This is a genomic window from Rhizocola hellebori (genome assembly GCF_016862955.1).
In the GTDB taxonomy this organism is placed as follows: Bacteria; Actinomycetota; Actinomycetes; order Mycobacteriales; family Micromonosporaceae; genus Rhizocola; species Rhizocola hellebori.
In genome coordinates this window covers 157,644-180,083 of sequence record NZ_BONY01000010.1, presented here as the reverse complement: position 1 = coordinate 180,083, position 22,440 = coordinate 157,644, and the positions used below count along the sequence as shown (strand labels likewise).

22 protein-coding genes are annotated in these 22,440 nt (G+C 66.7%); 11 read left to right on the top strand and 11 right to left on the bottom strand.

Annotated elements, in window-relative coordinates; genetic code table 11:
• Positions 1–15 precede the first annotated feature (15 nt).
• A complete protein-coding gene (asnB, locus tag Rhe02_RS10475; protein WP_203907935.1) occupies positions 16–1,944 on the bottom strand; it encodes an asparagine synthase (glutamine-hydrolyzing) in 1,929 nt (642 codons plus the stop codon).
• A gap of 157 nt (positions 1,945–2,101) precedes the next feature.
• On the opposite strand from asnB, the gene Rhe02_RS10470 reads away from it, so the two are divergent.
• Both Rhe02_RS10470 and Rhe02_RS10465 read left to right on the top strand, forming a co-directional pair.
• On the top strand, positions 2,102–2,788 hold the full coding sequence (locus tag Rhe02_RS10470) for a response regulator transcription factor (RefSeq protein WP_203907934.1): 687 nt from the start codon (positions 2,102–2,104) through the stop codon (positions 2,786–2,788).
• Positions 2,785–4,425 (top strand): sensor histidine kinase, encoded by a 1,641-nt coding sequence (locus tag Rhe02_RS10465; RefSeq protein WP_203907933.1) that lies wholly within the window; start codon positions 2,785–2,787, stop codon positions 4,423–4,425. Before Rhe02_RS10470 ends, Rhe02_RS10465 begins: the two co-directional genes overlap by 4 nt.
• Positions 4,426–4,454: 29 nt before the next feature.
• Here Rhe02_RS10465 and Rhe02_RS10460 read toward each other — a convergent pair whose 3' ends face one another.
• A complete protein-coding gene (locus tag Rhe02_RS10460; protein WP_203907932.1) occupies positions 4,455–4,847 on the bottom strand; it encodes a hypothetical protein in 393 nt (130 codons plus the stop codon).
• Between the two features lie 166 nt (positions 4,848–5,013).
• Between Rhe02_RS10460 and Rhe02_RS10455 the strand changes: the two genes are divergently transcribed.
• Together Rhe02_RS10455 and Rhe02_RS10450 are read left to right on the top strand one after the other, a co-directional pair.
• Positions 5,014–6,246, top strand: a complete 1,233-nt coding sequence (locus Rhe02_RS10455; protein ID WP_203907931.1) for a cytochrome P450 — start codon at positions 5,014–5,016, stop codon at positions 6,244–6,246.
• An 11-nt stretch (positions 6,247–6,257) separates the two neighbouring features.
• Positions 6,258–6,476, top strand: coding sequence for a ferredoxin (locus Rhe02_RS10450; protein WP_203907930.1), 219 nt, complete (start codon positions 6,258–6,260; stop codon positions 6,474–6,476).
• Here Rhe02_RS10450 and Rhe02_RS10445 read toward each other — a convergent pair.
• The 3 genes from Rhe02_RS10445 to Rhe02_RS10435 form a co-directional block, all read right to left on the bottom strand.
• The gene (locus Rhe02_RS10445) at positions 6,473–7,165 is read right to left on the bottom strand and encodes an HAD family hydrolase (protein WP_239123636.1); all 693 of its coding nucleotides are present in this window, start codon (positions 7,163–7,165) and stop codon (positions 6,473–6,475) included. The two genes, Rhe02_RS10450 and Rhe02_RS10445, sit on opposite strands and share 4 nt — an antisense overlap.
• A gap of 9 nt (positions 7,166–7,174) precedes the next feature.
• Positions 7,175–7,858 carry a hypothetical protein gene (locus tag Rhe02_RS10440; RefSeq protein WP_203907929.1) on the bottom strand — a complete coding sequence of 228 codons (684 nt, stop codon included), beginning with the start codon at positions 7,856–7,858 and terminating at the stop codon, positions 7,175–7,177.
• A gap of 129 nt (positions 7,859–7,987) precedes the next feature.
• On the bottom strand, positions 7,988–8,431 hold the full coding sequence (locus tag Rhe02_RS10435) for a hypothetical protein (RefSeq protein ID WP_203907928.1): 444 nt from the start codon (positions 8,429–8,431) through the stop codon (positions 7,988–7,990).
• A gap of 122 nt (positions 8,432–8,553) precedes the next feature.
• Here Rhe02_RS10435 and Rhe02_RS10430 point away from each other — a divergent pair, with 122 nt between their 5' ends.
• Complete coding sequence (locus tag Rhe02_RS10430) at positions 8,554–8,943, top strand: DUF6069 family protein (RefSeq protein ID WP_203907927.1); 390 nt, start codon at positions 8,554–8,556, stop codon at positions 8,941–8,943.
• Positions 8,944–9,108: 165 nt separating this feature from the next.
• Positions 9,109–10,119: a hypothetical protein gene (locus tag Rhe02_RS10425; RefSeq protein ID WP_203907926.1), complete on the top strand. Its 1,011-nt coding sequence runs from the start codon at positions 9,109–9,111 to the stop codon at positions 10,117–10,119.
• An 18-nt stretch (positions 10,120–10,137) separates the two neighbouring features.
• Here the strand turns inward: Rhe02_RS10425 and Rhe02_RS10420 are convergent, their stop codons facing one another.
• The 3 genes from Rhe02_RS10420 to Rhe02_RS10410 form a co-directional block, all read right to left on the bottom strand.
• Positions 10,138–12,252 (bottom strand): S8 family peptidase, encoded by a 2,115-nt coding sequence (locus Rhe02_RS10420; RefSeq protein ID WP_203907925.1) that lies wholly within the window; start codon positions 12,250–12,252, stop codon positions 10,138–10,140.
• Positions 12,253–12,614: 362 nt separating this feature from the next.
• Positions 12,615–13,610 carry an aldo/keto reductase gene (locus Rhe02_RS10415; RefSeq protein WP_203907924.1) on the bottom strand — a complete coding sequence of 332 codons (996 nt, stop codon included), beginning with the start codon at positions 13,608–13,610 and terminating at the stop codon, positions 12,615–12,617.
• Positions 13,607–14,038 carry a VOC family protein gene (locus Rhe02_RS10410; RefSeq protein ID WP_203907923.1) on the bottom strand — a complete coding sequence of 144 codons (432 nt, stop codon included), beginning with the start codon at positions 14,036–14,038 and terminating at the stop codon, positions 13,607–13,609. The genes Rhe02_RS10415 and Rhe02_RS10410 overlap by 4 nt, the downstream gene beginning before the upstream one ends.
• A 62-nt stretch (positions 14,039–14,100) precedes the next feature.
• Between Rhe02_RS10410 and Rhe02_RS10405 the strand changes: the two genes are divergently transcribed.
• A complete protein-coding gene (locus Rhe02_RS10405) occupies positions 14,101–14,718 on the top strand; it encodes a TetR/AcrR family transcriptional regulator (protein WP_203907922.1) in 618 nt (205 codons plus the stop codon).
• Between the two features lie 105 nt (positions 14,719–14,823).
• Entirely contained in the window at positions 14,824–15,357 is a 534-nt protein-coding gene (locus Rhe02_RS10400) for a DinB family protein (RefSeq protein ID WP_203907921.1), read from the top strand.
• Between the two features lies 1 nt (position 15,358).
• Here the strand turns inward: Rhe02_RS10400 and Rhe02_RS10395 are convergent, their stop codons facing one another.
• Positions 15,359–16,039: a 2-phosphosulfolactate phosphatase gene (locus Rhe02_RS10395; RefSeq protein WP_203907920.1), complete on the bottom strand. Its 681-nt coding sequence runs from the start codon at positions 16,037–16,039 to the stop codon at positions 15,359–15,361.
• Positions 16,040–16,272: 233 nt separating this feature from the next.
• Between Rhe02_RS10395 and Rhe02_RS10390 the strand changes: the two genes are divergently transcribed.
• From Rhe02_RS10390 to Rhe02_RS10380, 3 genes are all read left to right on the top strand, one after another.
• Positions 16,273–17,250: a trypsin-like serine peptidase gene (locus Rhe02_RS10390; RefSeq protein WP_203907919.1), complete on the top strand. Its 978-nt coding sequence runs from the start codon at positions 16,273–16,275 to the stop codon at positions 17,248–17,250.
• A gap of 75 nt (positions 17,251–17,325) precedes the next feature.
• A complete protein-coding gene (locus tag Rhe02_RS10385) occupies positions 17,326–17,772 on the top strand; it encodes a carboxypeptidase-like regulatory domain-containing protein (RefSeq protein WP_203907918.1) in 447 nt (148 codons plus the stop codon).
• A gap of 51 nt (positions 17,773–17,823) precedes the next feature.
• A complete protein-coding gene (locus Rhe02_RS10380) occupies positions 17,824–18,471 on the top strand; it encodes a dihydrofolate reductase family protein (protein WP_203907917.1) in 648 nt (215 codons plus the stop codon).
• Between the two features lie 13 nt (positions 18,472–18,484).
• Here the strand turns inward: Rhe02_RS10380 and Rhe02_RS10375 are convergent, their stop codons facing one another.
• Entirely contained in the window at positions 18,485–19,867 is a 1,383-nt protein-coding gene (locus tag Rhe02_RS10375; protein ID WP_203907916.1) for a hypothetical protein, read from the bottom strand.
• Positions 19,868–19,991: 124 nt separating this feature from the next.
• Complete coding sequence (locus Rhe02_RS10370) at positions 19,992–22,184, bottom strand: DEAD/DEAH box helicase (protein WP_203907915.1); 2,193 nt, start codon at positions 22,182–22,184, stop codon at positions 19,992–19,994.
• Positions 22,185–22,440 lie beyond the last annotated feature (256 nt).

The window sequence follows — 22,440 nt, the reverse complement described above, 5'->3', positions numbered from 1 at the left end:
GAGCACTCTGACACATCAATGAGTTGGCAAGTGGAGCGACTCCTGAGATCGCGGCGGGATCGACTCGCCGAATCTATTTTCGACGAACACGGCATGCCACAGGCAAAAGGTGAGCAGGGTCCACAGCCTGCGGGCGTGGTCGGCGTCGCGGCGCCGGTGAGCTGCCAGCAGCCGCCGCGCGTAGTCGAGGTTCAGCAGCTCGCCTGCGCCCGACGAGTCGAAAATCTCCCGCGTCCACTCGCCGAGCTCGCCGCGCAGCCAGTGCGCGGTCGGGGTCGGGAATCCCAGCTTGGGCCGGTCGACGACAAAGGGCGGGACAACGTGCCTGAGTGCCTGGCGCAGGGCGTATTTGGTGACCGCGCGTCCCGGCGGCAGTTTCAGCTCCGGCGGAAGACAGGCGGCGGCGGCGAAGACGTGCTGGTCGAGGAAGGGCACCCGCAGCTCCAGCGAATGCGCCATCGTCATCCGGTCGGCCTTGGTGAGAATGTCGCCGGGCAGCCACGTCTGCAGGTCGACGTATTGCATGGTGGTGGCGTCATCCAGGTCGGCGGCCTCGGCGTAGGCCGCCGCGGTCAGCGCACGGTGCGAGGCGGGCAGGCCGAGATGTCCGATCAGGGCGGCCTTCTGCTCATCGTCGAAGATGCGCGCGTTGCCGTAGTAGCGCGCCTCGATCGGCGTGGTGGCGCGATTCAGATAGCTCTTGCCGCGCACACCTTCCGGCATCGCAGCCGAGAGACGGCGCAGTCCACTTTGGAGGTAAGGTGGCAGCCGCCGCACCGGTGCCAGCGCGAAGGGCTCACGGTAGATGCGGTAGCCGGCGAACAGCTCGTCGGCGCCCTCGCCCGAAAGCACCACCTTCACCTGTCGTGAAGCGTTGCGCGCCAAGAAGTACAGCGGCACCAGCGCCGGGTCGGCCACCGGATCGTCGAGGTGCCAGATGATGCGCGGCAGCTCGCGAAGGACATCCTGCTCGGTGACGACGGTGGGCACCAGCCGCACCCCCAGATGACGGGCGGTCTGTTCGGCGAGTTCGATTTCCGAGTACCCAGAAATGTCGAAACCGGCGCTGAAGACGGTGAGGTCGCTATGGTGTTCCCTGGCGAACGCCACGACAGCGGCGGAGTCTATGCCGCTGGAAAGGAAGGCGCCCACCGGGACGTCGGCGACCAGGTGCGCCCGAACACTGTCGCGCAGCGCATCCCGGATCCGCCTCGTCGCCTGCTCGAGGGCCAATCCGGGCTGGGGCCGGAAAGCGGGCCTGTTGTAGCGAATGACCTCCATCTGTGCGCCCGGCCGCCAGACGAGGCGTGACCCGGCGCCCAGCCGCCGCACCGACATATCCAGCGTGTAGGGCTCGGGCACATATTGCATCGTCAGGTAGTAGGACAGCGCCTCGATGTCGAGCCTGTCATCGGTACCCGGCAAAGCCTTGCCTTCGCTGGCAAGCCACACTCCGCCCGAGGTGACCTGATAGTAGAGCGGTTTGATGCCGAACGGATCCCGGCCGGCGTGCAGCACCTTCTCGTGCGAATCCCAAGCGGCGTAAGCGAACATGCCGCGAAGACGGTGTAGGCCTTCGGGGCCCCAGAAATTCAGGACAGCGGCGAAGACCTCCGCATCGCCATCGGTGGCGAAAACCGCGCCGTGTTCGCGGCCCAGTTCCTCCCGAAGCTCCCGATAGTTGTAGAGCTCGCCGTTGTAGACCAGGGTCCAGCGCCCGGCCTGCGGCCCGCTCGCCGGATAGGTCAGCGGCTGGGCGCTGCCGGCGCGGTCGATGATGGCCAGGCGGGCGAAGCCGAAGCAGATCCCGCCGGGCAGGCAGGCGGTCTGCAGGTCGTCGGGGCCGCGATGGTCCAGCAGCCGTACCCGGCTGGTCAGGTCACACGCAGCAGGTTCCTGAGCCGAGGCCGCCAGGCAGGCGGCATGCACCACGAATCCACACATCGGGCTATCGTGTGATCCCAGTGGTGAAGAAAATTTCAAGAAATGTCGACGATGCGGTGCATGCCAACGCCGCATCGCGCCTTGACGGCGGCTTCACACAATCTTCATCGCCGGTGGTGCCTGCTTGGTGCATGAATGCGACAGGGACGGTTTGACGATGGGCGCACGGGTCGTGGTGGCCGAGGACGACCCCAAACAGGCCAACCTCATCAAGGTGTACCTGGAACGCGACGGACACAGCGTGCTGGTCGTGCACGATGGGCGGGCCGCGCTGGAGGCGGCCCGGGAGCGCCGGCCCGACCTGATGGTCCTCGATGTGATGATGCCCGCTGTTGACGGCCTCGACGTCTGCCGGATCCTGCGCGCCGAGTCCGATGTGCCCATCATGCTGGTGACCGCGCGCACCGCCGAGAACGATGTGCTGCTGGGCCTGGACATCGGGGCCGACGACTACCTCACCAAGCCGTTCAGCCCGCGGGAAATGGCCGCGCGCGTGCGGGCCTTGCTGCGCCGCTCCGGCGCGATGACCTCCACCAGCGCGCAGGTGACCGTGGTGGGTGACATCGAGGTGGACGCGGGGCGCTTCGAGGTGCGCGTCGCGGGCAAGCCGATCACCTTGACGGCCAAGGAGTTCGGCATCATCGAGGTGCTGGCCCGCGAACCCGGGCGGGCCTATACCCGCGCGCAGATCATCGACCTCGCCTTCGGCTTCGACCACTACGTGCTTGAGCGCACAGTCGACGCGCACGTGATGAACCTGCGGCGCAAAATCGAGCCCGATCCGGCCGTTCCCCGCTACGTCCAAACTGTCCACGGCCGCGGCTACCGGCTTCCGCTGCCGTGAGATTCCGGCTGCGGGTCCTCGGGTGGGTCACGCTCGTGGTCGCCATCGCGACCGGGGCGACCGCCTGGCTCACCCTGACCATCACCACAGCACAGGTGGCCGACGCGACGGTGGCCAGCGAACGGGACATCGAGACGATCATCAGCACGCTCGCCGGTTACGGCCAGGCCCAGGGCACCTGGCAGGGCGTGCCCGCCACGGTCGAGAACCTGTCCCAGACGACAGGGCAGCGCATCCGCCTGGTCACCGAGGTTGGCGAGGTCATCGTCGACAGCGACACCATCGCCGGGCGGACAGCCCGCACGCCGAAGGCCCCGACGTACTGGGTGAACCCGCGGCCCGTTCTGGAGATCGCCGAGCAGGACCTGAAGCTCGCCATCAAAATCACCACGACCGCGATAACGAACTACCGCATCGACGTGCGCCGGGCCGCCTGCCTCACCGCCGCAGAGGTCACGATGAGTGTCAACGGGCTCTTCAACGGCATCCCCCGGCTGCTTCCGGCCGAACGCCAGCTGCGCCTGACAGATCCGGTCAGGTTCCGTTCCGTCCTCAATGACTGCAACGCCTTCGCCATCCAGACAAGCGAAGGACAGCGCGCCGCCGACATGGCCGCGGCCCAAACCTGCGACGGGAGCGTCGATCGGCTGGCCTGCCTGCGCGTCGCCTTCGCCGACCGCACCGCGTCCGACGCGCCGGTGCCGCTGCAGCTCCAGCTCGGCGCAGTGAACGAGCCGCAGGCGCCGGCCGGGCCGATCCTCGCCGCGGCGGCCCTCGTCGCCGTTCTGGCCATCGCCGCCACCATGCTGTTGAGCCATCGGGTGCTGCGCCCGGTCACCCTGATCACCCACGCGACCCGCCAGCTGGCCTTGGGCCAGCTTGACCGGCGGGTGCCGCTCGTGGGCAACGACGAGCTCACGGCGATGGCCCATTCCTTCAACCAGATGGCCGACTCGCTGCAACGCGCCGAGGAACGCCAGCGCCGCCTCATCGCCGACGTGGCCCACGAACTGCGTACTCCCCTGGCCAACCTGCGCGGCTATCTCGAAGCGCTCAAGGACGGCGTCATCGCGGCCGACCCCGCCATCTTTGCCTCGCTGCACGACGAAGCCGTTCTGCAGCAACGAATCGTCGACGACCTCCAAGAGCTGGCCCTGGCCGAAGCGGGAGTCCTCGCCTACCAACGGCACCGGATAGATCTCGGCGAGCTGCTCGAAACCTGCCGCGTCGCCCACATCGCCATCGCCGAGCCGGCCGGCATCCGCCTGGTCATCGACTGCCCCACACCCATCTACCTGGAAGCCGATCCCGACCGGATCCGTCAGGTCATCGGCAACCTGCTCAGCAACGCCTGCAAGCACTCCCCACCGGGCGGCACGGTCACCCTGCGCGCGGTGGCCTCCACCTCCCACGCCGTCATCGAGGTCGCCGACACGGGCACCGGAATAGCCGAGGCGGACCTGCCGCACATCTTCGACCGTTTCTGGCGATCGGACACCGCCCGCAGCCGGCGCACCGGCGGCAGCGGGCTAGGCCTGGCCATCGCCCGCCAGCTCGTCCTCGACCACGGTGGAACGGTCGGCGCGGTCAGCCAAATCGGGGCCGGCACCACTGTCACCATCACCCTTCCTTACTGATCGAGGCGACTGCGTAAACCGAAGCACAGTTACCACTCCCGCCACTCCCCGGCGACTTCGTCAACGCCGCGGCGCTCCAGCAGCGCATCGACATCGATGCCCGCATCGGTGAGCACCGCTTCGATGTATTCGCTCAGTTCTTCTCGGGTGATGGTCTCGATGTGGAGGCCGAAGTTCAGGTCGATGTCGTTGAGGGCGAGCACGACCCGTTCGACCGCGGCCCAAACGGCTTCGTCTGTCGGAGGACTCAGACTTGCGATCTCCTGCTCATATTCGGCCAAGGCGACGTCCACCGCAGCCACGAAAGCCGGCGGGAAAGCGGTCAGCGCATACGCGTCGGCTGGCGATAGTGTTCCTGCGGCGATCGCCGCCTCCTGCTCCGCGGTCTCTCGTCGCCATTCATGGGTCAGCCGTTCGATCATGGCGACAGCATAGGCGGCCGGGAGCGCCCCTGTCGCCAACCACGGGCGGCCAGATCCGCAACAGGAATCGGAACGCAATGTGGCCCATCAAAACCGGTACCAAGGACTCGAATTGATGTTTTTATTGGTTTAGATTTGACGAGGTCCGCTCACGGGAGGTGTTGACATGACTCAACAGGACAGCGCGACGGCGGTGGAGTTCCCGATTCCGCCCGCCCCTACTCTCTATCATCCGGCACCCCAGCTCGCGCAGCTGCGTGCCCACCAGCCGGTCGCCAAGGTCACCCTCGACGATGGCACGACGGGCTATCTGGTGACCAGATATGCAGATGTGCGCCAGGTGCTCATCGACCCGCGATTCAGCCGCGCCGCCGCCAACGCGATGGGGCCGGGCGGCGCACAGACGGGCGTCTCGATGCTCGCCGAGGATTCCATGATTTCCCTGGACCCTCCGGAGCACACGCGCCTGCGGCGCCTCGTCGCCGGGGCGTTCACCGCGCGCCGGGTGGAACAGCTGCGGCCCAAGGTCAGGGCGCTGGTCGACGAGCTGCTTGCCGAGGTGACCGCCCGGCCGCACCCGGTCGACCTCGTGGAGCACTTTTCGCTGCCGCTGCCGGTGCGGGTCATCTGCGAGCTGCTTGGCGTGCCGCCACAGGATCAGCACATCTTCCACGCCTGGTCGGACACGGTCATGTCGGACGCGAGTCGCGACCCCGACGAGATCCGCTCGACGATAGTCAAACTGGGCGAGTACTTCGGCAAGCTGATCGCCGACAAGCGGGCCACCCCGGCCGACGATCTGATGACCGCCCTGATCGCCGCACGTGACGAGGGCGATCGGCTGACCGAGAAGGAGTTGCTGAACCTCTGCTTCGGCCTGCTCATCGCCGGTCATGAGACCACCGCCAACCAGATCAACATGTTCCTGCTGACCCTGATGAGCTTTCCTGAGGAGTACCAACGCCTTGCCGCCTCGCCGGAGCTGGTTCCGCAGGCGGTGGAGGAGCTGATGCGCTTCGTCCAGCTCGGCGACAGCAGTTCCAACGGCCTGCCGCGCATCACCACCGAGGCGGTGGAACTCAGCGGTGTCACCATTCCGGCCGGTTCGGTCGTGCTCACCTCGGCGCTAGCGGCCAACCGCGACGAGTCGGTCTTCTCCGATCCCGACCGGCTGGATCTGTCCCGCGAGGTCGCGCAGCATCTGAGTTTCGGCGCGGGGGCGCATCACTGTCTGGGCGCTCAGCTTGCCCGGATGGAGTTGCAGGAGGCGCTGAGCGGTTTACTGCGGCACCTGCCCGGCCTGCAGATCGCGGTGCCCGACTCACAGTTGCGGTTCAAGTCCGGCATGATTTTGCGCAGCCTTGAGACCCTTCCGGTGACCTGGCAGCACGAGGCGTAGGAGTCTGTCCAATGTGGAAGCTCACGGTGTCGTCCGCCTGCATCGGATCCGGTGTCTGCGCCGGCACCGCGCCTGCGCACTTCGCGATCGGGCCTGACGGCCGCTCCCGGCCACTGGCGTCGCCGGTGGAGCCGGACGACATTGTGCTCGGCGCGGCCGTCAACTGCCCGATGGAGGCGATCGCCGTTACGGACGCTGACACCGGCACGCCCATCGACCCACCGCCTTAAGGCGCCAATTGCCGGCCGGCGGGCCCGGTGGCAGTCTCAAGCAAGGCAAGCGCCTCGGGCAGGTCGGGGAAGTCGTCGATGAACCCGTCGATGCCGAACGCATCGAAATCTTCGCGCCGCCGCAGGCCGCTTTGAAGGCAGGCAATGAAATGCAGACCTGCGCCCTTGGCCGCCGCGGCATCACCTGGCGAGTCCCCCACATATGCGCATTGCTGCGGTGACAGCCCGGTAGCGGCGATGAGCTCGTCAAACACCCGTGGGTCCGGCTTGTGAAAGCCGGTGTTGTCCGAGTGGAAGGCCGCGCTCACCCGGCTGGCCAGAACATGGCCCGGGTCGAGCAGGTGCCCCACCTCCGCCAGCGTTCGCGAAGTTAAGATCATGACTGTGCGACCGGCCGCGACGAGCCTGTCCAAGGCACGCAGATTCTCGTCGGGGATCACATCGACCAGCCCGCTGCGCAGATGCCCCTCGAACACGTCGTTGAACTCGGCCGTGAAGGCGTCGACGTCCACACCGGGTGATCGCAATGAGATCGCCTCCCGCAACGGCAACCCCCAGGTGGCAAGGTGAACCTGCCGGGTCATCGGTGCTGACCCGAGGCGGGCCAGCACCTGATTCTCCAGATCGAAGCAGGCCGCCTCGGTCAGACACAAGGTGTCGTCCACGTCGACGACCACGGCCCGAATCACGCGTTTACCCTAATCGCCAGCGCCCCTGCTGGACACTGTGATGTCGGACTGGAACCGGGGGTTGACTTCGTAGTGGGTGTCGAACTGGCCGCTGAAGCCGGTTACCGCGACGGTCTTGCCGATCGTCACGCCGGACAGGTCGATGTTGGGCTGGGTACTGACGAAGATGGTGAGATCGCCTGAGCCGTCGTCGAGGTGGAAAATGTAACCGTATGGCAGGTCGGACACCGGCGCCTGGGTCACCGCACCGGCCACCCGCACAAGGCTGCCCTCGGTGGCCTCGTTGACCGCGCCGGTGGCGGTGCGGCGTGGGTGGATCCGGCTGCCTTTGCCGCGAACATGGACTTGGGAAGGGTCGGCGGCGAGCTGGAGCAGCCCGAAACTGTCGCGTAGCTGGCCGGTGACCAGCACCTTGTCCCGGGGGGCGATGGCCAGGTCGACGGCGACACTCACGTAGATCCCGGCGCTGTGGTCCTGCAATCCGAACCCTTTGTCGAAGGAGCTGGACTCAAGCCACCCCGAGGGCGTGGTCGCCGTGGCGTACACCGTGACCGTTGTGCCCAGCGGCAAAGCTCTAGCCTGGGCGATGGAGACCACGCGCGGTGGTGTGGCTGTGGCTGACGCCGGTGCGGCGACGCCGACCGAGCCGAGGACCAACACCACCATCGAGGCGTAGCGCCGGAATGCGAACATGAGGGCTCCCTTCGTGAATGCCGCCCTCCACAGTCACCGTAGTCGATGCGATTCACGAACAGCGTTCACGCCAGGCCCGGTAAGCCATTCAGCCATAGCTATGGAGCAGGACGGCCATCGCGATCAGGATCAGTCCGGGGTGAACAAGCCCTGGATGCCGACGACGATGGCGATGATGCCGAAGATCGCTAGCAGCAGGGTCAAACCCGTTGCGGTATCCCGCCCGATGACGGTGAGCCGCTGCGTCGCCACGCCCGCACCGGTCACCGTCTGCGGGCTGATAGCCGTGTCGTCGCCGGTGCGGCCTCGCAGTCTGTCCCACAGCAGGGCGATGCCCACACCTATCCCGACCACCTCGAAGTGCAAGAGGTACGGCCCGGACACCAGGTGCACGATCACGTAGAAGCCGGCAGCCACCAGCGCCACGACGCCGACCAGCCAGCCGAACGGGGCCACCCGCGCCGCGAAGCTGCTCAGGTCATCGCCGACCCGGGGTAGCTTGCGCAGCAACGCGATGGCGAGGAGGAAGCCACCGAGGATATTGGCCAGGTCAAGCAGCAGAGCCATGATCATAACTGCTTATATACCCGCGGACGGTTTGGTTCATTCCCCTGGGTGTCGGTTGGGGTGGGTCCTCTTCGTAGTACGGGTGAGACACCGGCCATGCGCTGGTCCTACACCCGCTGGAGGGCACGATGAACACCACCTCGACCATCCGCTCGCTGATCGGAATCGGAGTCGCCGCCGCCGCTGCCGCGAGCGTGGCCACCATGATTGTGGCCACCGTTGGTCATGCCGCGGGCATCAGCCTGGACATGGGCGGCGTCGCGATCCCGGTCACCGGCTTCGGCGTGCTGACGGCAGGTTTCTCGCTGGTGGGCGTGATCCTTGCCGTGGTGCTGGCATACCAGGCCCGCCATCCGCGGCGCGTCTTTGTCCGCACGACTGTGGTGCTGACGGTGCTGTCGCTGGTGCCGGACGCGATCGCCGATGCCGGCCCGGCCACCAAAGCGCTGCTGATGCTGGCCCACCTGGTCGCAGCGGCGATCGTCATTCCCTCGCTCGCCCACCGCCTGGCCCGCTGACCTGGCCTGCCATCGCGACAGCCCCGGCCGGGATGCTCCGGAGACCCTGCGGCAGCGGCCGGTGCAGTACGCTCTGACATCGCTCGGCAAGAAACTGTGGAGGGGCGGCACCGGAAACCGGCCCGGTAACGGTTTGCGCGGCGGACAGAGGGATCGGGAGCGCGGATGGTGGGGCGGCACAAGCGAATCTGGATCGGTGTGGCGGTGACGGCGGCTGTGCTACTGGCGGCGGTGGGGTTGGCGCTGACCTTGGACCGACCGGGCGAGGCGCCGCGAGACAGCGGGGCCGCTTCAGCAGACCCCATCGCCTCGGCCATCGGACCGACCCTCGACCCGGTCGCCAGCCAGACCCCGGGTCCGATCCCGACAAAGAGCCCTTCGACGGCGCCCTCGGAGCGGGCCTGGCCCAACGCGACGAACACCGGGGTACCGGCCGGGTGGACTCCGGCCTCCACCCGCACCACCGATCTGGTGGTCACCAAAGCCGCAACGGTGATTGAGGATGTACGCATCGTCGGGGCGAGCCTGGTCATCAACGCCCCCAACGTGACCGTGCGGCGGGTCGAGATCCAGGGCGGCAGCATCAACAACTTCGCCGGGTCGCAGTGCCGCAACGGCTTGGTGCTCGAGAACGTCTCGGTCGTGCGCACGGCTGGTCAGAAGACCACCGATGACGGCTTTCCCGCTATCGGGGCCGGTGGCTACACAGCGCGCCGGGTGAAGATCGACGGGCTTTCGGAGGGGTTCCGGGTCGGCGGCAACAGCAACGGCTGCGGCGAGGTGCGCATCGAGGACAGCTTCGCCCGCATCGTCTCCCCCGACACGTGCGGTGACTGGCACGGCGACGGCGTGCAGGGCTACGGCGGCGCGAAACTGATCATCCGCAATGTCACCCTGGAGCTGGTGGAAAAGGCCGGATGCGGTGGCACAGCACCGTTCTTCTACCCCGACAAGCAGGGCAACACGTCCGTGGACATCGACCGGCTACTGGTCAAGGGCGGCGGTTACAGCTTCCGCAACGGCATGCCCGGCCCGATCGTCAACCTGCGGGTGGTCGACCGAGGCTGGGGTTACGGTCCGGTAGACCACAGCGGCACCTGCCCGTGGGACGCGCGACTGGTCACTGTGGACAGTCAATTCCGCATCCTCAGCACAGGTGCCGCTATTCGATGCTGAACAAGGGAACCGGCGAGGTTAGTTGAGCTGCAGGGAGAACGGGCCGGCGGTGGTGATGTAGTCGCACATTCCGTTGGGGTAGCACGCCGATTCGAAGGAGACCCCGTCCACGGCCATCCAATAGGTATTGGCCGTCACCGCGTCGAACGTGACGTCGATGGCGTCGCCCTGATCGTCGGAACCAGACACGATCCGGGTGAGATCGCTGAAGGCCGGCTGCGTCAGAGCCCTTGGCGCGCTGTAGATTGCGAGGCAGGTCAGCTGTACGCCGCCGAGCCGCGCCCGCACACTTTGATCGGTGGACGGCTCCCACTTGTACCAGACCGATGCCCTCGCATACACATCACCGCAGTGAGCCTGCTCGCCGAACTGGTGCGTGGAACGCAGGTTGGATCCGCTGCGGGCCGCGCCGTTGGCGAAAATGGTGTCGGGAAACGAGACCGCGTCGGCGATGTCGTCGTTGGGCAGGTTCCAGGTCAGTTTGGCGTGGCCGGTCGCGGTGAATCCCGTGGTGGTGTCGAGCTTGCCGTCGATCGCGATCTGGATCCTCTGCCCGGCGGCGACCCCTACCGCGACCCGGCTGGTCGAGATGCCCATGGCCTCGTCGTCGTTCTCCCCCAGCACGGCGAGGTTGCCCATGGCGTCGACGGAGTAGACCGACAGCAGCGTGTCGAAGTCGCTGCCGTCAGTCGTGATGACGGCGTTGATGGCCTGACTGGCAGTCCACTCGTACCAGACAGAGGCGCCCCCGGGATCGCCGGCATGGCCGGTCTCGCCCGGCTCGCTGCCTGCGGTCCAGGTGGTTTGGGCGAAGCGGCCGCTGGATCCAATGAGGACAGTTTTGTCGGAGCGATTGTCATTGGGTACCGGTGCCGCCCTCCGCACCGCCGAAGGCAGATCCAGCCGGGGCCGGGTGAGGCCCGTGCGCGGGTCCAGGATCTGCACGCTGGAGGTGGTCAGCTGAATCTCCCGGTCCAGAGCCGACGAATTCGGGGCCGCCTGTTTCAGGAGCGCCACGGCTCCGGCGGCATGCGGGGAGGCCTGCGACGTACCCGTCATCGTGATCCCGGCCGCGGTGATGCCGGTGCCCGGCGCCAGCACGTCCACCATCGGCCCACCGGCCGTGAAGCAGGTGATCTGATCGAAGCTGATCGGGGCCTTATCGGTGCAGTTCTCCCCCGGCTGGTCGTCGGTCTCGTCGCGGGTGTGCACTGCTCCGACCGCGATCGCCCCGGCCGTACACGACGGCACCGACACCCCGGAAGTGAAGGTGGGATTGTGCATGGCGTGGTTTCCCGCCGACGCGACCGGAAGGACACCGGCCTGCCGCATCATCTGGAAGGGCGACGTATAGAGGTTGAGAAAACCTGCTCCGCCGCAAGGCGAGTTGAAGTATTGGTCGAAGCCGTAGCTCATGTTCACCGCGGCGATGTTGTAGACGTAGTGTTTGCCCAGCACCCAGCTCAATGCCGCTATCGCGTGCCGGTCCCAGATGTAACGGCCCTCGTAGACATCGATCGGGATCACGTTGGCGCCCGGGGCGACCCCGGCCACGATCGCTGCCACGTTGGTGCCATGCCCGTGATCGTCCAGCGACCTGTCGTCGGGCGCGATGTCGAACGCCACCGGCACCCTGCACCCGGCCGGAACGCCCGGCGCGGAACACATACCGAAGGCGACGTCCGTGTAGTCCGCGCCGGTGTCCAGCACGACCACCGAGGTGCCGGCCCCGGTGAGGCCGCTTCCGGTGACGACCTGCGGTTGCCTGACGCGCGGCAGGCTCTCGTCCAGGTGCAAGACGTTGGGCCGGTCCGGCGCGAGCGACAGCACATGCTTATGGTTGATCAGCCGCAATGCCAGCTCGGAGTTGAACAGCTCGGTAACGAAGGCCGGTACCAGTTCGAAGAGCTGTGTCGGTTTGACCGGCACCGTTTTGAGAACATCCGTGCGCATCTGCTTGATCAGCGCCGCCGCCCGGGCCACCCCGGCTTCGTCCCCTTTCCCGTAGGCGTCGACCACTTTGGACGGTTCGAATTGGACAATGGCGACAACTCCCTTGCCCGCACGAATCTGCTTGACCATCGTCGGCTCTATCACGCCGAACTCGGCCGCCTGATCGAGGCTGTCGAACACCTGATCCGCGGGCGGGAGTCCCTCCGCGGAAGCCGCTGATCCCACTAAACCAGCAGCTAGCAGGGTCAGCGCACTCGTCACAACGAGCGCGCGCCCCCAGTACGATCGTGAAAGCCTCGAATTCATGTCTGCACACTGGTACGCGACGATCATCCGCGCCACCTGTTGTCGGCAATACGTCGCCTGCCCTGCTAGCCGCCGGATGCCCGGAACGCGGCGTCGAGTGAGTTGGCCATGTCGTCATGGCCGGAAAGGTTCGGGTGGGGGCAGTCACCGGTGTATCGCTGCCAGATAGTGTTGCCCAACAACGACTTCTGCCACGCCAGAGGTACCAGCCGAGGCGAGACGACCAGAGCTGTCGGTCAGAGTGCGGCGGCGCCGAGCACCCACGGTGTGGTCTGGGCGATGAAGTCGGCTGGGAAGCCGAGGCTGAACCCGGTCGTCGTCTCCAGGCGGACGACCAGTTCCGGCGGCAGTGTGACCGCGGTGCAGCCGAGGTTGTCCAGCAGCTGGTCGACTGTCCGCGCACCGATGATCGGAAGCACCCCGCCGCGTTGTCGTGTCCACCCGAGAGCCACCTGGGCCGGGGTGACGCCCAGTTCGCTGGCGACCTCGTGCACGACCCGAGCTATACCGAGGTCGCGTTCATTGATCGAGTCCCGGCTCAGCCGCGTCCTGTCTTCGGGTTGGCCGGCGTTGTACTTGCCGGACAACACGCCACCGCCCAGCGGGCTCCAGGCCGTCACGGTGAGGCCGTACGCCTCGGCCATCGGCAACAGCTCCCGCTCGGCGTCGCGGTTGATCAGGCTGTACGGCACTTGCAGGCCGGCGAACGGGGTCCAGCCTCGCCATTCGGCCAGCGTGTTCGCGCGGGACACCATCCAGGCCGGGGCGTCCGACACACCGACGTAGAGCACTTTGCCGGCGGTGACCGCGTCGTCAAGCGCCCGCATGGTCTCCTCGATCGGCGTGTGCCGGTCCCAGATGTGCACCCAATAGACGTCGATGTGGTCGGTGCGCAGCCGGCGCAGGCTGGTCTCCAGCGACAGCCTGAGGTTCTTGCGGTGGTTGCCGCCGCCGTTGGGGTCGGCCGGGTCACGGGTAACCGTGTATTTCGTGGCCACGACGAACCGGTCGCGCCGTCCGGCGAGCAGCTCGCCCAGAATCTCCTCGCTGGCACCGCCGCGGTAGTTGATGGCGGTGTCGACGAAGTTTCCGCCGGCCGCGGCGTAGGCGTCGCAGATTCGTCGACATTCTTCGATCGGTGCACCGACGCCGCCCTGTTCACCGAATGTCATCGCGCCGAGCACCAGCTCGGACACCCGCAATCCGGTTCGGCCGAACGTCGTGTATCTCATGCGAACATCGCCGCCACATGCGCAGCCAACTCGTCGGCGGGGACATCGCGCAGGTGCCGGTCGATCGCCCACCGATGCCCGGACGGGTCAAGGAACTGCGCGGTGCGGTCGCCCCAGAACGCATCATGCGGCGCCTCGAACGCGGTGGCCCCGGCGGCGATCGCGCGAGCATAGGTGGCATCGACGTCGGGCACCGGCAGATGGAACGCGGCCGGGCTGCCGCCCAGCACCGCCGGCGTGCGCAGGCCACGGTCCGGCCATTGCCCCGCCACGGCCAACACAGTGTCACCCACCCGCAGCTCGACCGTCAGCGGGCGGCCGTCGGGCAGCGGAACGCGGCTGGTCTCCCGAGCATCGAGCACCTCGGCGTACCACGCGGCAGCGGTGTCGGGATCGTCCACCACGAGGTGGACAGCAATCTGTGTCATGACCGGACCATACAACCTGTCCGGTCATGCCGTCTAGATACCTCGTACGGTAGATTCGAGCCGTGACAGCCCGACGCAATGAGCCCGAACAGAGCGGGACTGGCCTGCGTGAACGCATCCTCGACACGCTTCGCGAGCTACTGCGCGAGCGCACGTTCGACACCCTCAGCGTGGCCGAGATCATCACCGCCGCCGGAGTCTCACGGGCCAGCTTCTACTTCTATTTCGCGGGCAAGCAGGCGGTGCTGGCCGAGCTGGTGCGTCGCGCAGTCGGTGCCGGCCACGAAGCTGCCCAGCCATGGGTCCAGGCCAAGGCGAGCCCGCGCGAGACACTGAGAATGGGCATCGACGCCGGCGCCGGGCTGTGGCAGTCCAATGCGGCCGTGCTACGAGCGATCGTGGAGAGCTGGGCGTCCGACCCGCAACTGCGCGAGCTATGGCTGGCCCAGATGGCGACGTTCACGGAGGCCGCGATCACGCGCATCGAGGCCGATCGGCGAGCCGACCCCACCGTCCAGGCCCGGCTCGACGGCGTCGACGTGCCTGCCCTCGCCGCATCGTTAACGTGGACCGGCGAGCGGCTGTATTACCTTGCCGCGTGCGGAGTACCACCGTTCGACGACCGGGCGGTGCTGGTCGACACATTGACCCATTTATGGGTGTCCGCACTGTACGACTAAGCAGCCGCGTGCGCCGACGGCCGCTGATAGTAGTCGATGGCGGCGCCGAACAGCCGCTCGTACCGACTGTCATGCACGTCTGCCAGCGTGTGTTATACCGGCAGCGTGTCGAATGCGTTTGTGCAGAGCATGGCTCATAACTTCGAACAGGCGCTGCGCCTGATGCAGGCGGCGCTGACCGACTGCTCCGAGGACCTGTGGCAGACCGACCTGTGGCCGGACAAGGCGCCCACGGCTGCGGCGCCGCACGGAGGATTGCACGGCTCGGCGCCCTGGTTCCTCGGCTACCACGCGCTAAGCACACTCGACTACGACCTGGCCGGCGAGTTCGAGCCATGGGCGCCGCCACCACCATTTGACGACAACACCTACGGCTTCCCCAACCGCAGCTTCACCAAGCCCGAACTCCTCGGGTACGTCGACTGGTGCCGCGATCGCGTAAGCCAGACCCTTGCCGGCCTCACCGAGCAGATGGCCGCTCGGCCACTTCCCAGCACGCATCGATACCACGGAACGCTATTCGCGGTGATCGTCGGCAGCATGCCACTGCACGTCGTTGAACACGCCTCCCAGATCCGCCAGTTCCTCACCGCCACCGGCCTCACCGTGCAACCCATGCCTGGCGACCGCGGGTACTGATTCAGCATGGCGCCATGGTGAGGGCGACGTGATCTTTGCGGATCTCACCGACCATGGCGAATTCGGACCGGTCGACATCGCAGCAGAAGCGGAGGTCCTCTGATAGGTCAACGCGTTCGGACTCGGGTAGTTGTGCACGGTTCCGGGTGTGCTCGGCGGCGCCGTCCATGATGGCCGCAACCAGGTCTGCCCGTGGCGGCGTTGACCCGCCAAGAAGGTCACCCAGGTACCTTGCACAGGCCCAGTCCTCCGCGGTCCGGCCGGTGCAGATGAGAGTCCACGGAACATCGGCGTGGTTGCTCGCGATCCATCTGGCGGTGGCACCGACGTTGCGCGCCGACACCGCGAGCAGGGCCGCTGGGTCTGGACACCGGGCGAGCCCGAGCGTGCCGTTCGTTGTCGCCTGGATCAAACTTCGGCCGTCAAGCTGAGCCGTCGACATCTCAAATGGTGAGTTCCCGAAATCGAAGTCGGCGGGCTTGAGCCCATTGGTCTCCCCGACCAGAAGGCTGTCCCGGTGTTGCCGCCGCAGCTCTCTGCCGATATCGGCCGTCGGCGCACAGGCTATCTCCATCGCGCCTCGCTCAAAGGCCACCGCTGCCGTCGTGAAGGCACGAATGACATCGATGACAACGACGACCTCGCCTGACGGGATTTGGGCATTCATTCCTACGATCGGCACAGCACTCGATCATTCGCCGCAAAGGCCCGGCCTGCAAGGCATTTCGGATCGCTGTCGTCAGGCATTGTGAACAGACCATTGACTGAACCGTGTACGGCGGATGAAAAAGTGTTGGGGCACAAGGATTCCGGCACGATCGGATCAACGACATTGAATTTTATTGGGGCGGCTTCTCGAGAATTCTGGTTCCGGCGGGTGCCGACGCTCGCCATCCACGACACGGGAGGTCACATATGTTTCGACATGCAGCCCGGGCGGCGTTCACCGTCGTTTTCGCTGCGACGTCCGCGATGGTCGCCACGGCGCCGGCGCAGGCGGCTCCGAGCGCAGGGATCGATCCGGCCACTGCCGTCTCCGACACTGGAGTCACCGCAGATCCGGCAGTGCTGGCCAGCCGCATCGACGCCACACTCGTCAAGGCGGTGGCACCCGCCCAGCATCGCCAGCCCGACGGCGCGGACCATACGGCTGCGGCCAAGGTGGAAGGCACGATCCAGCCGTTCGTCGGTGTCCAGGACATCGTCGGCGGCACCGACGAGCGTTACCAGACCACGCCCGCCAACTGGTGGCCGGCGAGCTCAACGGTGGCTATCACCCGTACCACCGGCGGGGTCACCCGCGGACACTGCACTGGCTGGATGATCGGCGATGACACCTTGGTCACCGCCGGGCACTGTGTCTATCCGCGCAACGGCACCGACTGGTACAACCGCGCGGAGTTCACCGTGTGGCCGGGACGCGACGGTGGCAGCACTCCCTTCGGTTCCTGCACCGTCGCGAGCTTGCATTCCGTGAGTGGTTGGACTAGCAGTTTCATGAACGGGTGGGACTACGGCGCCATGAAGCTCAACTGCACTGTCGGCGTCAACACCGGCACGTTCGGCTTCATGTGGACTTCGGCGAGCCAGAACGGCACCTCGACCTACAACCGCGGATACAGCGGTGACAAGCCGTTCGGCACCCAGTGGGCGAGCTTCGACTCGATTCGGGTGACCCAGGACCGGGAGCTGTTCTACCAGCACGACACCGCCGGCGGCAACAGCGGCGGGCCGGTCTACACCTACAGCAATCCCAACTGTGGCGGGCCTTGCGGCGTGGCCGTTCACGCCCACGGGTTCCACGGCTCAGGTGCACCGAACAACAATCACAACAGCGGCCCGCGCATTGTGGAGCCGGTGTTCAACAACTTCATCTTCTGGCGTGACCTTTAGCTGACGAGACGGTCCCGGCCACCGGGAACCTCCGGTGGCCGGGTGCCGTCGGACCTTGCGAGCGATGGGAGGGCTATGGGACAACTTCGCCACATCGGTGTGCCGCTCCTGCTGACAGGGCTGCTCGCAGGAGCGTGCGCCGCCAACAGCGGCACCGAGCCGAGTGCCGCGGCGACACCGGGGCCAGACACCGCAGTATCCGATGCCACAGCTGCCTCGGCCCGGCCCGGGGCGATAGCCGGGCGGGGCACTGCGGTGATTGCCGTCAAAGACAAGCTCTCCGGCCAGCCGCTGTCCCTTATGGCGGTGCAGGTGCGCACCGTCGGATGGCCGATGCCGGCAGAGCTAGCCATCGACATCGCTCGCATGACCGATTCCCGAGGCGAATATGTCTGGCCGCAGCTGCCACCCGGCGTATACGAATTCACCGTCTTAGCCCCTGCCACGCAGGCTAAGACCTCCAAACAGGCCATCATAGCGGCAGACCAGACCACCCGGATCGAGCTCGAACTTACCCAATAGACGACCGCATGCTGGCAGACTGGGCTTCAAGCAGAAGAGGGAGTCCGGGTTATGTCACTGACTCGTGTCCAGCAGATCTCAATCTCGCTCGACGGGTTCGCCACTGGCGACGGCCAGAGCCGCGACGCACCGTTCGGGCACGCCGGTGAAAGGCTGCACGAGTGGATGTTCGCCACCAGGTGGTGGCACGAGCGGGAGGGCGAGCCCGGCGGCACCGGCGGCATCGACGATACGTTCCTGCGCCAGTTCGCCACCGGGATCGGCGCTGAGCTCATGGGCGCGGGAAAGTTCGGCCCACCCGGATGGCATGAGGATCCGGATTGGAAAGGCTGGTGGGGCGCCAACCCGCCGTTCCACACACCGGTCTTCATCCTCACCCATCACCGGCGCCCACCGATCGAGATGGACGGCGGCACGACATTCCACTTCATCGACGCGCCACCGGCCAAGGCGCTGGAGGCGGCCCGCGAGGCTGCAGGCGGCCAGGATGTGCGCATCGGCGGGGGTCCCACCATAATCCGCGAGTTCCTTGCCGCCAGGCTTATCGACCACATGCACATCGCGGTGGTCCCGATCCTGCTCGGCCGAGGCGTGAGCATCTGGCAAGGGCTGGAGGGCCTCGAGAACGACTACGACATTGAAGCCACCTCGTCACCGAGCGGAGTCACCCACATCACCTTCACCCGAGCGGGTCTCTGAACCAGCCCCAGTGTTAGTCGGCGGGGAGCAGTTGTGCCGCTGGCTGCGGCAGCGGGATGTTGCCGTCGATTCTGAGGACCAGCCCGTTGTCCCATTCCAGGTGGATCGCAGGGATCTGTTGGGGGCCAAGCAAAGCGGGTTCTCCGTCGCGGATTTCGCCATCGAGGTGTCCTGACAGCCTGACGCAGTTTTCCTGCGCACGTGACTCGGACACGGTGAATCGCCACCGGCCGGTGGAGCGGCCTGCTTCACGGTGCGCGTATTCCTTACTGCCGTAGCGGTTGCGGTAGAACCTGGCGCCGAACGCCTCGTCGACATGGCGCAGTTGGTTTAGCGACATGTCCTGCACGTGTCGATAGGAGCCGGGCCCGGTACACATCCTGACTCCGTGGCGAATATGAAACTGTGCTCCGCTCAAGACGTCTGCCAGCAGCAGGTCGGCCAGTTCCGGTGCCCAGTCGCGCGGCATCACCTGCTGCAGTGCCTCCTGTAGCACCGTTTTGGCGTCGTGGGGCAATGGGCCGCCGAGCACCGGAAGGCAAAGCAGGAAACGCTGGGCATAGGTCAGCGTCTCATCTGCCATCGCGGCCACTGCGATGATTCCTTGCCAGCACATGCCCGGCCCGACAGTGTGCCCGCGGCCGGCCACCGTCGCTGCTTGGCCGCCCAGCTCCCAATCGACAAGGAAGTCCATCCCCATGTCATCGCTGAAGTTTCGGTAGACGATCCGCAGCCAGTGGCGGGCTGCCAAGCCGACCGAGATCACCGGCCATTCTTCCTCTTTGGACAGAACATCGCGATACAGCTGGTTCGCTTCAGGAATCGCGATCGCCGCCTCGTCCCAGTTCATAGTCGAGGCGAAGTACGCCGGCCAGAAACCTGGATGACTCAGCAACGATCCAGCGTCAGCAAGACGGCTACCCGGTTGCGCCGGGTATCCATGGATTCGCACATCAGCGCCTAACACGCCCCAGATCCTACTTAGACCTGCCCAGCAGCGCTGCACCAGCGACCCGGGGGCTAGCCCTACCATGGATTGGGCGGGCTCCGGGATCGCCGCGAAGCAGCCCAGTTCGTAAGCATTGAGCGCATGCGAAGTAACAGCAAGGCTCCTGCCGCCGTGCGAAAAGCGTTCGCCGCGTGGCTGGTCGCGATCGGCGCCGGTGTGTTCGAGACGATCCTGGTCGTAGTGAGCGGACGAGCCGGCGACGGTGCGGCTGCCGGTGTGGCCGTGCGAGCGGTGGTGTTCGCCGCCGCCGTTGTGGTGGCGCTGCGAATGTTGTCCGGGAGCCGATGGGCTCGGTTGACTCTCACGATTGCGCTGGGGATCGGCGGCACCCTGTCGTTGACAGTGAGCCCGATTCTGTGGCTGGCGCACGGCAATTCGCTTGCCCACCTGATGGCACAGGCTACGGCCACCGACATGGCATTCGGGGCAAGCCGCGTTGTTCACATCGCGGCTGTACTTACCGGCTGCGTGCTGATGTTCGTGCCCTCGGCGAACGAATACTTCCGAGCTGTCATAGCTCGGTCGCCGTGACCAGGCGGCGTGCCTGCTCCGGCGTACCGGTCAGCCGCTGCTGCTCCTGGGCCACAATCATCCGGGCCAGCTGGACCTCGGAGATGTCCACGGCGCCCGGGGCGGCCTGCGCGATGGTGCTGTGACGGACGTAGGCGTCGAAAAGCTGCGCCTTCGAGCCGAGGAGCTCGATCATGCGCTCGTCGACCGAGTCGGCGATCAGCAGGCGGTGTACCTGCACGGTGCGCACCTGTCCCATCCGGTGTGCCCTGGCGATCGCCTGGGCCTCGATCGACGGCTTGACCTGTGGCTCGCACAGGATCACCACCGAGGCCGCCTGGATGTTCACGCCGACCCCGGCGGCTTCGATCTGGCACACGAGCACAGCCGGGGTAGGCGAGGCGGTGAACTCGTCCACGATGCGCTGGCGGTCGGCGACCGACGTCGAGCCGGTGATCGGCCCGCAGGCGTCGGCGCCGAGCGAGGCGCCCACCATGGCCAGTACATCGCGGAAGTAAGAGAAGACCACAACTTTGCGATCGTTGGTCATCGCCTCCCGGACCAGTTCGAGCAGGCGGGTCAGCTTCGCAGACTCCTGCGGGCGGCGCACGGCGAAAGCGGCCCGGCGCATGGCCATGAAGTTGCCGTCGCGCACCGCTGCCCGGTACGCGGCCCCGTCGTGGGTGCCGAACTCCTCCCACTCATCGACCTGTACCAGCTCCGGCAGTTCGGTGAGCACATCGGGCTGGTTGCGGCGCAGGTACACCGGTGCCGCCGCGCGCCGGAACGCCTCCACGCTGATCGCCGCGTGCTCGGGCCCCATGCCTGCGGCGATCTCCGGCCGAAGATGCTCGATCAGCGCCCGGAACTCGTCGATTCGGTTCTCCATCGGCGTACCGGAAAGGAACAGCACCCGGTCGGACTGTGCCGCAACCCGATTGACCGCCTGCGACCGCTTGGCGTCGGGATTCTTTACATAGTGCGCCTCGTCGACGATTAGCAGCGCGGGCCTGGGCGGGGGAATCCCGAGCGCGCCGAGCGAGCCGAACGTGACCACACCGACGCCGCCCTCGTCGCGCCATCGGGCCGCCGCCCGCGCCCGGCCGTTGCCGTGCAAGCTGATCACCGAAAGCGTCGAGTGCCGGGCAATCTCCCGAGCCCAGTTGATCAGCACACTGGCCGGGCAGACGACCAGGAAGTGGGTGGCGCCACGGGCCGCCAGATGCGCCATCGTGGCGATGGCCTGGACCGTCTTGCCCAGCCCCATCTCGTCACCAAGCACAACCCGCCGCTGGACCAGGGCGAACCGGGCGCCGAACGACTGGTAGCCGCGTAACCGGAGGGTGTCGCGTAACCGTGAGGTGTCCAGCTGCTGCGCGCCGACCCGTTCGACGATGTCGGCCGGCAGGAAACCTTCGCTCGCGGCGACATCGCCGCCGAGGCCGACGACCTGGCTGAGCAGGCCGTAGTAGTCCGCCGAGTGCAGCTCGAAGTCACGCCAAATCTGCTCGTCGGTGGGCGGCCGGACCGCGCGTAGCTGCTGGGCGGCCCGCAGCAGGCCACTGGATTCGGCTGTTTCCACCATTTCCTGGGTACGCCGCGCCGCGCCGTCGGCAACGGCCTTGTCCCCGGCCCGCATGAACAACCGGCGCAGCCGTCCCGCCGCGGCCGGTTCGGCGATCCGCCGCTGCGTGGCCAGCTCGGCGGCCAGCTGCGGGGCGTTGGCCTCGTGTATCCCGGCTGCGCGCCACACCGCGTCCCAGTTGGTCAGTGCCCGCAGCAGCCGGGTCATGTCCGGGTTCTTCGGGTCGAACTCGATGCGGAACTGCACCGAATCCCGCGCCGCCCGCTGGAGCTGCTCGGCGGCGTGGATGGTCTTGCGTGCCGTGCCTTCGCCGATGCCGGGCACGCCGACCAGCCCGTCCGGCCCGGCCCGCAGAACATCAGCGACCGTGTAGATGCCGTGTGCCGGCAGCTCGTCCAGCCGAGCACGACCGTCCACAGTGTCCTTGACCGTCTCGATCGACATCTTTCCGATCGCAGTCCACACCTGCGGCTCGCGTGCGATCTCGTACGCCTCTAACACCTGCGCCCGGGCCGAGCCGACGATGTCGGCAATCGCCTCGGCGTCGGCCTGCGCCTCGGCCGCCCGGGCCAGCAGCGCGCGTGTCTGCCGTCGACTCGGTGCCCTCATCGCGGCGGCAAGCACAGCAGGGGGCCCGCAACGCCCAGCCGGACGGCTGGCCGCTGTAGCACCGTGGAGTACCGCACAGACATGCCGTTGAACGTACCCATAGATCGGCCGTAGCACTCGGTACGCCGCTTGGTACATAACGGACAGCTGACGGGCGGGGCGCTCAGTAAGCGAGCGGCAGGACTGAGGTGTATGACGATGCACGAATCTTCAAGACACGCGCTGTCCGCTGTGCGAATCTTGCGCCATGGCGACC